Origin of the sequence: Rheinheimera pacifica (assembly GCF_900108485.1) — a bacterium.
GTDB lineage: Bacteria > Pseudomonadota > Gammaproteobacteria > Enterobacterales > Alteromonadaceae > Alishewanella > Alishewanella pacifica.
Genome location: NZ_FNXF01000003.1, coordinates 218,391 through 231,497 on the forward strand (window position 1 = coordinate 218,391; position 13,107 = coordinate 231,497).

General features: G+C 49.6%; 11 protein-coding genes. 6 read left to right on the plus strand and 5 right to left on the minus strand.

Annotated features, from left to right (window positions below):
* The first annotated feature begins 177 nt into the window (after positions 1 to 177).
* Positions 178 to 2,445: a nitric-oxide reductase large subunit gene (locus BLW68_RS05555; protein WP_092791120.1), complete on the plus strand. Its 2,268-nt coding sequence runs from the start codon at positions 178 to 180 to the stop codon at positions 2,443 to 2,445.
* Between the two features lie 98 nt (positions 2,446 to 2,543).
* The gene (locus BLW68_RS05560) at positions 2,544 to 3,728 is read left to right on the plus strand and encodes an HPP family protein (protein WP_245728274.1); all 1,185 of its coding nucleotides are present in this window, start codon (positions 2,544 to 2,546) and stop codon (positions 3,726 to 3,728) included.
* Here the strand turns inward: BLW68_RS05560 and BLW68_RS05565 are convergent, their stop codons facing one another.
* Positions 3,729 to 5,648, minus strand: coding sequence for a methyl-accepting chemotaxis protein (locus BLW68_RS05565; protein WP_245728275.1), 1,920 nt, complete (start codon positions 5,646 to 5,648; stop codon positions 3,729 to 3,731).
* A gap of 252 nt (positions 5,649 to 5,900) precedes the next feature.
* On the opposite strand from BLW68_RS05565, the gene BLW68_RS05570 reads away from it, so the two are divergent.
* Positions 5,901 to 6,263, plus strand: a complete 363-nt coding sequence (locus BLW68_RS05570; protein WP_245728276.1) for a ribonucleotide reductase subunit alpha — start codon at positions 5,901 to 5,903, stop codon at positions 6,261 to 6,263.
* Between the two features lie 61 nt (positions 6,264 to 6,324).
* Here BLW68_RS05570 and tyrS read toward each other — a convergent pair whose 3' ends face one another.
* The 4 genes from tyrS to ubiT all read right to left on the minus strand — a co-directional run bounded on the left by tyrS (position 6,325) and on the right by ubiT (position 10,517).
* Positions 6,325 to 7,587 (minus strand): tyrosine--tRNA ligase, encoded by a 1,263-nt coding sequence (gene tyrS / locus BLW68_RS05575; protein WP_218141309.1) that lies wholly within the window; start codon positions 7,585 to 7,587, stop codon positions 6,325 to 6,327.
* A gap of 87 nt (positions 7,588 to 7,674) precedes the next feature.
* Positions 7,675 to 8,478 carry a helix-turn-helix transcriptional regulator gene (locus tag BLW68_RS05580; RefSeq protein WP_218141310.1) on the minus strand — a complete coding sequence of 268 codons (804 nt, stop codon included), beginning with the start codon at positions 8,476 to 8,478 and terminating at the stop codon, positions 7,675 to 7,677.
* A gap of 104 nt (positions 8,479 to 8,582) precedes the next feature.
* Positions 8,583 to 9,944: an oxygen-independent coproporphyrinogen III oxidase gene (gene hemN / locus BLW68_RS05585; RefSeq protein ID WP_092791130.1), complete on the minus strand. Its 1,362-nt coding sequence runs from the start codon at positions 9,942 to 9,944 to the stop codon at positions 8,583 to 8,585.
* A 51-nt stretch (positions 9,945 to 9,995) separates the two neighbouring features.
* A complete protein-coding gene (gene ubiT, locus BLW68_RS05590; RefSeq protein ID WP_092791132.1) occupies positions 9,996 to 10,517 on the minus strand; it encodes a ubiquinone anaerobic biosynthesis accessory factor UbiT in 522 nt (173 codons plus the stop codon).
* A gap of 113 nt (positions 10,518 to 10,630) precedes the next feature.
* Here ubiT and ubiU point away from each other — a divergent pair, with 113 nt between their 5' ends.
* From ubiU to mog, 3 genes are all read left to right on the plus strand, one after another.
* A complete protein-coding gene (ubiU, locus tag BLW68_RS05595; protein ID WP_092791134.1) occupies positions 10,631 to 11,623 on the plus strand; it encodes a ubiquinone anaerobic biosynthesis protein UbiU in 993 nt (330 codons plus the stop codon).
* Positions 11,624 to 11,627: 4 nt separating this feature from the next.
* The gene (locus tag BLW68_RS05600; protein WP_092791136.1) at positions 11,628 to 12,500 is read left to right on the plus strand and encodes a U32 family peptidase; all 873 of its coding nucleotides are present in this window, start codon (positions 11,628 to 11,630) and stop codon (positions 12,498 to 12,500) included.
* A 70-nt stretch (positions 12,501 to 12,570) separates the two neighbouring features.
* A complete protein-coding gene (gene mog, locus BLW68_RS05605) occupies positions 12,571 to 13,107 on the plus strand; it encodes a molybdopterin adenylyltransferase (protein WP_092791138.1) in 537 nt (178 codons plus the stop codon).

The window sequence follows — 13,107 nt, forward strand, 5'->3', positions numbered from 1 at the left end:
GCTCAGGTTGAAAACACCCACCCGCAAGCATAAATTTCAAAATTACAATAAATAACAATAACTTAATCATTGGCTTATTTCTTGTAATGCTTAACCGGGCGGGTAAAGCCCGCTTAATAAGAAAACAGGAGTGAAGTATGACACTTGGGCGCAATAACAATGATGTAAGGGGGCTGTATGGCCGGATATCGTAAACTCTGGTGGCTGTTAATCGGTATTTTAGCCATTACCTTTTCAGTACTGGGCTATTTTGGCGCCGAGGTGTATCGCTCGGCACCGCCCATTCCGGCGCAGGTAGTTGATCAGCAAGGCCGGGTGCTGATGACTAACGAGACCATTTTAAACGGCCAGACCGCCTGGCAGTCGGTTGGCGGTATGCAGCTGGGCTCTATCTGGGGCCATGGTGCGTATCAGGCGCCGGACTGGACCGCCGACTGGCTGCACCGCGAGCTGATGGCCTGGCTGGAGCTGGCCGCACAGGACGAGCATGGCCAACGCTATGACGAGCTAAACGCCACGCAGCAGCATGCGCTTAAGTTTGCCCTAAAGCAGGCCTATCGCACGAATAGCTATGACAAAACCAGCGATACGCTGCAACTAAGCGACAGACGGGCGCAAGCTATTGCACAAACGGCTGAGCACTATATTGCTTTATTTGGCGATACTGCTGAGCTGGCGCAAACCCGCGCCAACTATGCAATGAAAAATAATACCCTGCCCTCCTTAAGCCGCCGGCAGGAAATGACACAGTTTTTCTTCTGGACCGCCTGGGCTGCCAGTACAGAACGTCACCCCGATAGCGCCACCTACACCAATAACTGGCCGCATGAGCCGTTAATTGACAATCGCCCTACCGCCGAGAACCTGATCTGGTCTTTGGTGAGTATTATTTTACTGATCGCCGGTGTCGGCGGCCTGATCTGGGGCTGGGCGTTTTTACGCCAACACGACGAAGAGGAACCCGAAGTACCCAGGCATGACCCTATTGCCCGGCTTAAACTTACGCCGTCACAAAAGTCACTGGGTAAGTATATTCTGGTGGTGGTGGCTTTGTTTACACTGCAGGTAATGCTGGGCGGTTTTACTGCACACTACACGGTAGAGGGCGATGGTTTTTATGGCCTGAACACCACCGAATGGCTGCCTTACAGCCTGGCGCGTACCTGGCATATTCAGGCGGCGATGTTCTGGATAGCCACCGGCTTTTTAGCCGCCGGCTTGTTTTTAGCCCCGATTATTAACGGCGGTAAAGATCCGAAATACCAGAAGCTGGGCGTGGATATCCTGTTTTGGGCTTTAGTGGTGCTGGTTGCCGGCTCTTTTGCCGGTAACTACTTTGCCATTATGCAAATTATGCCGCAGCAATACAGCTTCTGGTTTGGCCATCAAGGCTATGAGTACATTGATATTGGCCGCTTCTGGCAAATTATTAAATACGTTGGCGTATTGTTCTGGTTGTTGCTGATGCTGCGGGCAGTGGTACCGGCCTTTAAAGCACCGGGAGACAAAAATCTGCTGGCACTGTTTGCCGCCTCGGTAATTTGTGTCGGTTTATTCTATGGCGCCGGCCTGTTTTACGGCGAACGTACGCATTTATCGGTAATGGAATACTGGCGCTGGTGGGTGGTTCACCTGTGGGTTGAAGGCTTCTTTGAAGTGTTCGCCACTGTATCGCTGGCGTTTATTTTCCACAGCATGGGGCTGGTATCGCGCAGTGTGGCCACCAGTGCCAGCTTAGCCTCGGCATCGTTATTTATGCTGGGCGGTATACCAGGTACCTTCCACCATCTGTATTTCTCCGGCACCACCACACCGGTAATGGCAGTGGGCGCGACCTTTAGTGCGTTGGAAGTAGTGCCACTGGTGGTACTGGGTTATGAAGCTTGGGAAAACTGGCGTTTAAAAAGCAAAGCGCCGTGGATGGGCGATATTAAATGGCCGCTTATGTTTTTTGTCGCGGTGGCATTTTGGAATATGCTCGGCGCCGGCGTATTTGGTTTTATGATCAACCCGCCTATTGCGTTGTATTACCTGCAGGGATTAAACACTACGCCAACCCATGCCCATGCCGCGCTGTTTGGTGTCTATGGCTTCCTGGCGCTGGGCTTTTGTTTATTGATCCTGCGCTATATCCGGCCCCAACTGGTGTTTGATGAAAAACTGATGAAAACAGCGTTTTGGTGGATGAACGGCGGCTTGGTGCTGATGCTATTTACCAGCTTGCTGCCGATTGGTTTTATTCAGTTTTACGCCAGCGCCACCGAAGGTTTATGGTATGCCCGCAGTGAAGCCTTTATGCAAAGCGACGTCCTGAAAACGTTGCGCTGGGTGCGCACTGTCGGTGATGTGATCTTTATCATCGGCGCCTTAGCAGTAAGCTGGCAGGTGGTAAAAGGCGTGTTTGACAGCAAAGCTGCCCGGCAGCCGTTGCAACAGCTTAGCTAAATTACTTCTGCACAAAGACACCGTTGTTTATAGCGGTGTCTTTTTTGTTGTTAACTCCCTATAATTGCCCCCCTTTGGTGCAACTAGCGGATTTAACCTTGCAACACCAAGCCAAAAACCTGTTTACTGCCGTACTGGCACAACTGGGCCTGATTAAACGGGACAGCCAGCAGTTGTCGGCCATTCCACTAACTCAACGGTTAAAGGTAGCACTGTCGGCCTTTGTCGCCTTATTTATTGTGACCTGGGTCAGCCTGCAATTGGCTGATACGGCCGGTAGTATTGTACTACTGGCCTCAATGGGCGCCTCGGCCGTGTTGTTGTTCGGCTTACCTAACAGCCCACTGGCGAAGCCCTGGTCATTTGCTGCTGGCCATCTTATCTCCGCCACCGTTGGTCTGCTCTGCTCGCATCTGTTTACCGATTTAGCCCTGATGGCCGCGGTTACTATCGGCATAGTGCTGTTTGTTATGTATATCTTTGAATGTATGCACCCGCCTGGCGGCGCCACTGCTCTGGTACCAGTTATTGCGTCTACCGATCAGGTACTAGGCTATGAGTTTTTACTGTATCCGGTGGCACTGAATGTGTTTGTGTTGCTGGCGGTGGCGCTGGTATTGCAGAAACTCTGGCTTAAACACGGCATGCAAAAACCGACGCAGAAATATGATCCGGTACATTTGCACCAGGATGCATCGCCACTAAAACGGCTGGGCTTGCAACCGGAAGACTTACTCAGTGCGTTAAACAGTTTTGATACCGTAGTGGATATCAGCGAGCAGGATTTAGAGCGGCTATATCATCATGCACAGCTTAATGCTTATCAACGCAAAAGCGGTGAGATACGCTGTCGTGATATTATGTCCCGCGATCTTATTACCGTGGGGCCCAACAGCGCCGTAGCCTCTGCGTGGCAGCTGCTGCGCAAGCATAAAATCAGCATCCTGCCAGTAACCGACACAGAGCAGCAACTGCTGGGTGTCGTGTCGACTGTAGATTTTCTGAAAAACTTGCAGGTGCCACATTACTGGGGGCTGTTACGCCATGTTAATGAGTTGCTGTTGAAAAACCGCCACAATAAGCAGTACAAGCGCAAGGTAGCGGAGATTATGGTCAGCAACCTTAGCGTGGCATATGAAGATGACCACATCGTCGCCTTGGTACCTATGCTATCAGATCAGGGCCTGCACCATATTCCGGTGCTAAATACGCAGCAACAGCTGGTTGGTATAATTACCCAGTCCGACCTTATCGCTGCGCTGTTTAACAGCAAGCTGGCCTGATCAGGCAAGTTTAAAACGGCCAACTAACGCCTGCAATTGCTCAGCCAAACGCGCCAGTTCGCGGCTGGTGCTGGCAGTTTGCTCAGCCCCGGCACTGGTTTGCACGGCAACATCGCTGATACTCAGTACTTTCTGGTTAATTTCGTCGGCAACAGTACTTTGCTGCTCAGCGGCAGAAGCTATTTGCATATTTTTATCGTTTATCCCACTAATACCGCTTAACACACCGGCCAGTATGGTGCCGGTTTCTGCGACTTTATCACTACCCTCCTGCGCCTGACTCAGGCTTAAGCGCATTGCATCTGTAGCCTGCTGAGCGCCCTGCTGCAATCCTTCTATCATGCGCTGAATATCGCCGGTTGATTGGGCTGTACGCTGTGCCAGTGTGCGAACTTCGTCTGCCACTACCGCAAAGCCCCGCCCCTGTTCACCGGCGCGGGCCGCTTCAATGGCAGCATTAAGCGCCAGCAAGTTAGTTTGTTCGGCTATGCCACGTATGACATCCAGTACCGATGTAATGGCATCGCTATCATGTTTTACTTTATCAATCACTCTAGCCGTACTGTCTACCTGTGCTGACAAACGGTTAATAAGGGTTATGCTCTGCTCCAGTTTAGCCTGACCTTGCGTCGCACCTGCCTGCACCGACTCAGATAACTCAGCCGCTTCTGCTGTGCTACTGGCAACATCCCGCACAGTGGCACTCATTTCGTGCATAGCCGTCGCTACCATCTCGGTGTCCTGTTGTTGCTGTTGCACACCTTTGCTGGTTTGTAACGTTACTGCTGACGATTGCTCTGCCGCCGTTGCCACTTGTACCGTTGCAGCACCGATGTCATTAATAATGCGTTGCAGCTCCTGCGCCATACTATTGGTACTGTGCGCAATGCGGCCAAACTCGTCTGTACCCTGATAGTGACTGCGTGCTGTAAGATCGCGTTGAGCCAGCGCAGCAATGGTGCCTTCTATGCTATGTACGGCAGACGCGATACTCCGCACTGTAATCATTGCGACTATTACCAACACAGCCGCGATCAACAGTAATACCGTTACAAGAAGCCATAACTGCCGTGTCGCTTGCTGATTTAGCTGCTCTGCTGCTGCTGCAATATCCCGGCTTAAGCTCTGTTCAAACTCCCCCATCTGAGCCAGTCGGCTGCTAGATATATCAAACCACTGGCCGTCATCTATGTTCAACGCTTCCCCCAAGGCAGTATTAAACGCCAGTTGCTGCAACCGTGCCACCTCAGCAAAGCTATTATGCTGTATTACCTGCTGCCAGTGCAGTTGTTGCTCCGGGCTAACCATGCGTAAGAAGTTTTCCGCATAGGCATTGTAAGTTCCCAGATTATTGCTAAAGCGTGCCAGCAATTCGCCGGTAAAACTACCTTGGCTAAATACCAAGCCCAAAATGGCACGCTCACGCCCCGCGCGTTCTTTCATTTCAATAAACTGGTTTAATGTTGCCAGCTGTCTGGCCATTTCACGATGCTGTACGTCTACTTCCAACTGGTGGTTTAACGCTATCATTGCTGTAATTAGTGCCGTATATCGCTCAGCTGATATGGCGTTGGTCATAGCTAATTGGTCAATCTGCCGGCGCAGTTCTGATAACTGCTGCAACTGTTGCTGTAAAGGTTGTAACTGTGGTAAACGCAATGCCATAAATGCCTGCAACTGCCGATCACTTTGTTGGCGTAACTGAGCCAACCGCTCGGCAAAACGCTTACCGGAGCTGGCCAGAAACACCCCACTGGCGCCGCGTTCGGCTTGCAAAGCTCCCACCAATTCATTCATGGTCACAGAAGCTTCTATTGAACTAGTGATATGCCGGGCGAGCTCTACCTGTTGCCAACTGGTTGTTAGTCTGCCGCCCGCCAGCCACAATGCTGCTAACGCCGGTAATAGAAGTAATAACATCAATTTTCGGCTGATAGCCAAATTGCGGATAAAACGCCTCATAAACAAAACTCCATGGTGAAAAGTACTCTTATTTTAGGTAAAAAATACCTAACCGCCGAGCAGGCAAAGGTAATTACCCCTTTGTGGTTAGTTAAGTACTACCCTATAGTTAATATAATCGGTAAATAACTTTGTTACACTGGGGAAAATTGTTACTGAGCTTTGAATATGAATATTGCATCCTACCCCGACTTAATTCAAGCAGCCGCAATGCAAGATGAACCTCAGCGGTTATTGTTTGTATTTGCCAAGGCCGAGCTGCCAAATGGCTATACCGATACGCAAAAACACAACTTTGAACAAGGCCAGGGTGGTGCTTTGGCACCGGTGTTGTGCGTGGATAAACTGCCGGACGAGGTAAACGATTTCGCCAACCTGGTAGCGGAATCAACCACTACCGGCGTCGACTGGGATATCGCCTTTGTTTCAGCCCTTGGCGGCCGCGGTGGTTTTGCGCCAAACAGCGATGAAGCCACCCAGCCGCTTAAGATGATGATGGAAAAAATTCAGGGCGGCATGATTGCCGATTTTCTTACCTTTAATAAAGCCGGTGAATTAGTGGCGTTGTATTAACAACGCCACTAAGCAGTGGTATAGGGTTTAGCTATCCGCTGCGATGCCTATTATTTCGGGACTATGGCTGAGCCCGTTTAAGTAATACAAAGTGTTTTTTTCCTCTTTGTAACAGCCAATACTGATCAAACAGCGCAAATCCCAAATTGTTCTGATCGGCCGCGACTTTGTCACCATTTACACGGATCGCGTCACTTGCCAGAAACTCACGCGCTGCCCGTTTTGACGACGCTAAGCCTGCTTTTATCAAAGCTTCAAGCAAATCCTGACTGCATATTTCCTGCGTAGGTAAGCCATCCAATTCCAACTGCTGCAACTCACTTAGTTGTAACTGCTTAACTTCTCCACTAAACAGTGCCTCACTGATCCGCCGTGCACTGGCTAATCCGGTCTCACCATGAACAAAGTGGGTCAGCTCTTCGGCCAAAACATGTTGCGCTTGAGGCTTACTTTTTCTGGCCTTATCCTCATCTTCGATGCGGGCTATGTCCTCACAGCTTAAAAAGGTGTAGTAGCGCAAAAAACGATATACATCAGCATCAGCGGTATTTAGCCAAAACTGGTAAAAAGCGTATGGTGATGTCTTAGTCGCATCCAGCCAAACAGTACCACTTTCAGTTTTACCAAACTTAGTGCCATCCGCTTTGGTAATCAACGGCAGAGTTAAACCAAACACCTCGTTGCCACTAATGCGGCGTGTAAAGTCGATCCCACTGACAATATTACCCCACTGATCATTACCGCCAATTTGCAGGCGACAAGCAAAGCGCTGGTTAAGTTCGGAAAAATCATAAGCCTGAAGTAAACTGTAACTGAATTCAGTAAAAGAAATACCTTGCTCAGGTCGCTTCAAACGTTGCTTAACGGATTCACGGTTAAGCAGGCTGTTAACAGAAAAGTGTTTACCGACATCGCGAAAGAAGTTGATCACGCTTACCTGTTGTAACCAGTCTGCATTATTAATCAGCAACATGGGTGTTTTCAGTTTTGCTTGCATCAGCCTCTGGATTTGCGCGGATAAATCCTGCACCCAGCCATCTACTGTCGTGGTACTATTTAAACTGCGCTCTGCCGCTTTAAAACTCGGGTCACCAATCATACCAGTAGCGCCACCCAGCAAGGCGATAGCCTGATGCCCGGCATCCTTAAATCGCTTTAAAAGCAACAGCGGGACTAAGTGCCCGATATGCAAACTGCCTGCTGTGGGGTCAAAGCCGCAGTACACCGTTTGCGATGTTGTTAATAAGGTTCTTATAGCAACGATATCCGTCGCTTGGGCAATTAAACCACGATGCTCTAGATCATCCATCAGTGTATTACTCACAATATCTCCTGCTTTGTAGTGACTGACAGACACACTAAAGCAGATGACCAGAATGTGCCTATGTCCCTTTAGGGATAGTTTTTGTAATTAGTCGAAGGAATGCGTTAACAGGTGATTGATGAATAACTGGAACAGCTCGCTAATCGATTTGATATGTAATTGGGCATAGATTTTCTTGCGATGATTTTTAACCGTACCAACCGATAAACCAAGTTGCCCGGCGATTTCAGTACTGTCGGCTCCCTGTACCAGCAGGCTCGCTATTTGCTGCTCACGTTTAGTCAGTACTGCCTGCGCAAATGTTTGCAGTGACTCATCCAAATAATGCCGCATGGTTGTATGGCAGATGACTACTTCATCAAGGGGTTGCGCCAGATTAAAAGCGGCCTGCTGCCAATGTTGTTGGCATAAAACCTTTAAAACAGGGAAATATCGCTCTAGAAGAGCAATATGGTTTGCTGTAAAACGGTTGTTGATGTCGGTAACGCCGAGAAAGATCAGTACATCTCGTCCTGGGCCAATATTAATCGCTAAACATAGCTCATCCTTCCAGCCAGTTTCTGCATAGAACTTGCGCAAATAATCCTTATGCTCATGCTTATCTGTAACCTGCGACAAGCTAAAAATACCATGCTGCCGGGTAAGCAGCTGATGATAAAATGGATCTTGCTGAAAAGTGCTTGTGAGATAACATTGGAACAATAAATGTCGGCTGCTTTCAAGTGAATCATAAAGATATACAGGATGTTTACCCGAGCTGTAGCCCAATATTACTGCACTATCAAAACTGCATACTCCACCTAAAAGCTGCATAAGAGTGGATGTAAAACGTATAGTGTTAATGGCTGAAATGGCTTCGGCTAGTAACGTGTTCGGTTGAAGGTCAGACATAAACTCAATAAATCACGAACTCTGGCAAAGTCGAGCATAACACAATATTGACAGTGTCAAACTCTTTCGAGTATTGACAGTGAAAGTACTCTAATACACTTTAATTACACCACTTTTGAATAGCGCTGTTGGCCCTGGGTTAGGTAAGCATCAAAGCAGGCACAGATACTGCGCACCCACAGCCGGCCGGCATCGGTTACTTTAATGCGCTCAGCGTATACCTCAACCAAACCGTCTTCCATAAATGGTTGCAGTCGCGCCAATGCTTCAACAAAATATTGCCAGAAACCAGTAATACGCCATTGGCGGCTAAATGTTTCTGTATCCAGCGCAAAATGGCAAATTAACTGGCTGATTAAGGCCGCCCGTAGTTTGTCATCTGCATTTAAGCTAAAGCCGCGCTCAATCGGCAGCTGCGTTTTATTTATGGCTGCATAATACGCTGGTAAATCTTTGCTGTTTTGCCACAGCACGCCGCTTACCTGGCTGATACTGGATACGCCCAAGCCAATCAATGCATCCTGGCCTGCGGTGGTATAACCCTGAAAATTGCGCTGCAGTTTGCCGGCCTGCTGTGCTTTGGCCAGCGCGTCATCCGGTCTGGCAAAGTGGTCCATACCGATAAACTGATAACCGGCCGCGACAAAACGGTTGATAGCCAGTTGCATCAGCTCCAGCTTTAGCGGTGCATCCGGCAAACTGCTGTTATCTATTTTGCGCTGCGCAGCAAAACGATCCGGGATATGGGCATAGCTAAACAGCGAAATACGGTGCGGATTAAGCCGGATAATTTCATCAACGGTTTCACCAAAGCTGGCCGGCTGTTGAAATGGCAGGCCGTAAATTAAATCCAGATTAATTGAGCTAAAGCCCAGCTCACGGCTAAGCTGCACCTGATGACGGATAAGATCAGTGTCCTGCACGCGGTTAATGGCAATCTGCACTTTTTCATCTAAATCCTGCACGCCAAAGCTAACGCGGTTAAAACCCAAAGTACTCAGGTGACGCAGCTTGTCATCACTGCAACTGCGCGGGTCTATTTCAATGCTGATTTCAGCATCAGCATTAATCGTAAAAAACTTATGCAACAGCGCCATTAAACGGCTAAGTTGCACTTCAGTCAAAAAAGTGGGGGTGCCGCCGCCCAAATGCAGCTGATTAATACGTTTGCTATCTAACAGTGGCGCATACAACGCCATCTCTTCTGCTAAGGCATCAAGATAGGTATCGGCTTTATGCTGGTGTCGGGTAATGACTTTATTACAGCCACAGTAGTAACACAGCTTATGGCAAAACGGGATATGCAGGTACAGGCTCAGCTCATCGGGGCTTTGGTTTATTGCACTTTGGAGCAGCCCCAGATCAAAATCTGTACTTAGTGAAAGTGCAGTAGGATAAGAGGTATAACGCGGGCCATTAATATTGTACTTACTGATTAATTTAGGGTCCCATTTAATTGTGTGCATCTTTACCTCTGTTATTGCCTCAGGCCACCGGCAGACTGGCTAAGTGCCGGCCTAACGTTGTTCCACCGCGGGCTTGGTATCTGCTAACGCAGCGGCCCCTTGTTGTTGTGCCAGCCATTGCAGGCCGCGCGTTAAAGGTAGCGGTAAACGCTCCGGTCCTATGCTGTCGAGCAGGTTTTTGCAGTACAGGCCAAGCTCTGTATCGCCAAGCATTTGCAGCCGGCGGCGGAAAAACAGCGTATCCGGGTCTACCTGGTTACTGATCATGGCGATAAAATCGGCCAGCTCAGCTTTTAACAACAAGTCCTGTTGTGCCGGTTGCAACTGCACTTGCAACTGCTTACCGTTAAGGCTGATACCAAACTCCAGCGCAATATCTGCCACACTTACCACCACGCTCTTATCCTGCAAAAAACTCAGCTCGCCCGTGCTTAGTTCCGGATAGAAAAACCGGTTTAACGCCAACTGTAACATGCTGGTCTGCGCGGCTTTTGGCGCACAGCGGGTAAGCCGGCGCAGCATTGTAGGTAGAACCGCTACCAACTTAGAGTTAACTCTTTTAATATCAAACATATATAAGCATTCCTATCGTCTCCGGCCCTATAATAAAACCACAGCACAACCACATTTGGCTATTCCCTGTCGGAGGTAGCCAAGGTAAAAAAAGTTAAGCAAGGGAAGTAAAAATGGAGCTGCTCTGCCCCGCCGGCAGTATGCCGGCGTTAAAGGCGGCCATCGAACATGGCGCCGATGCCGTGTATATCGGCTTAAAAGATGATACCAATGCCCGCCATTTTGCCGGGCTGAATTTTGACGAAGCCAGGCTAAAAGAAGCTGCGCGCTTTGTGCACCAGCACGGCAAAAAACTGCATGTAGCCATTAATACTTTTGCGCACCCGGATAACTATCAGCGCTGGCAACAAGCCGTCGATATTGCAGCCAATGCCGGTGCCGATGTGTTGATCCTGGCTGACATCGCCGTGCTGGCCTATGCCGCCGGGCGCTATCCTAAGATAGAGCGGCATTTGTCGGTGCAGGCCTCCGCCACCAATGCCGCCGCGATTAATTTTTACCGCCAGTTTGGCATCAGCCGTGTGGTATTACCGCGGGTGTTATCAATGCAACAAGTGCGGGCATTGGCAAAAAGCTGTGATATTGACCTGGAGGTGTTTGCCTTTGGCAGCCTGTGCATTATGGCCGAAGGCCGCTGTTATTTAAGCTCCTACATGACTGGCCAGTCGCCCAACACCGCTGGCGCCTGCTCACCGGCGGCTTTTGTGCAGTGGCAGGATAATAACGGCACGCTGGAATCGCGCTTAAACGGCATATTAATTGATCGCTTTGCACCAAACGAAACTGCCGGCTACCCGACCTTGTGCAAAGGCCGTTTTAACGTTGGCGCAGACACTTATCATGCGCTGGAAGAACCCACCAGTTTAAACACCCTGGATTTGCTGCCACAACTTTATGCCGAAGGCATTAAGTCGTTAAAAATTGAAGGACGCCAGCGCAGCCCGGCTTATGTCACGCAAATTACTCAAGTGTGGCGCGCTGCCATTGATGCAGTAATGGCTGATCCGCAGCGCTTTAGCGTGCAACAGCAGTGGCAACAGGTGCTGGCAGGCTTGGCAGAAGGCAGCCAAACCACACTCGGTGCTTATCATCGTAAATGGAAATAATCTGATGAAATTTTCTCTGGGGCCTGTGCTGTACTTTTGGCCAAAAGCGCAGATGCAGCAGTTTTACCGCGACGCCGCTGATTCAACGGTAGATATTGTTTATCTGGGGGAAACGGTATGCAGCAAAAGGCGTGAGCTGAAATTTGATGACTATATGGCGCTGGCACAGATGCTGCGCGAAGCCAGCAAACAAGTGTGCTTGTCGTCAATGACCTTATATGAGGCACCCGGTGAGCTGCGGGAGTTACGTAAGTATGTTGATAACGGTGAGTTTTTAGTTGAGGCCAATGATGTTGGCGCCATTAGCATGCTGCAGCAACATAACCTGCCGTTTGTCGCCGGCGCCGCAATAAACTGCTACAACCAGCACAGCTTACGCCACTTGGTTGCGATGGGGCTAACACGTTGGGTAATGCCGGTAGAGTTATCACAGCACTGGCTGGATACGCTGCTAAGCCAGGGTGTTATCAGCGATATCCGCGATTGCTTTGAAACCGAGGTATTCGGCTTTGGCCATTTGCCGCTGGCATGGAGTGGCCGCTGTTTTACTGCCCGCTCGGAAAACCGCAGTAAAGATCAGTGTGAGCTGTGCTGTATTAACTACCCCCAGGGGCGCCAGGCAACCAGCCAGGATGGCACTGCTGTTTTTGTGCTAAACGGTATTCAAACGCAGTCCGGCAGCCGTTATAACCTGATTAATCAGTTACCGGCTATGCAAGGCATGGTGGATATAGTACGGTTAAGCCCACAACCACAAGGCACCTTTGACTGGCTGACAAAGTTTAAAGCCAACATCAACGGCACAGCACCACAACCGCTGGCTGCAACCGATAGCAACGGCTACTGGCTGAATCTGGCCGGTATGGCAACCGGCTGATAAAAATCGATCGGCGTAACACCACCGTAGGGGCGTATGATTACGCCCCAATGCAACAACAGGAATAATAATGACCAGGCAAATTGCTAAAATCGGTATAGTAACGGTAAGCGACCGCGCCAGTGCAGGCGTCTATGAAGACTTATCCGGTAAAGCTATTATCGATACTTTAAACGACTATTTAACCAGCGATTGGCAAAGCGAATACCGGCTGATCCCTGATGAACAGCCGTTAATTGAGCAAACGCTACGCGAGCTCTGTGATGACCAAGGCTGCTGTTTAATTGTCACCACAGGTGGTACCGGCCCGGCCAAACGCGACGTTACGCCGGAGGCCACCGAAGCGGTGTGTGACCGAATGATGCCCGGCTTTGGCGAGCTGATGCGCACTGAATCGTTAAAATATGTACCAACGGCCATATTGTCACGTCAAACCGCCGGCTTGCGCGGCAGCAGTTTAATTATCAACCTGCCGGGTAAGCCCAAAGCCATTCGCCAGTGTTTAGATGCGGTGTTTCCGGCCGTGCCTTACTGCATCGATTTAATGAACGGGCCTTATTTGCAGTGCAATGAGGCGGTGATTAAAGCGTTCAGGCCGAAAAGCTGA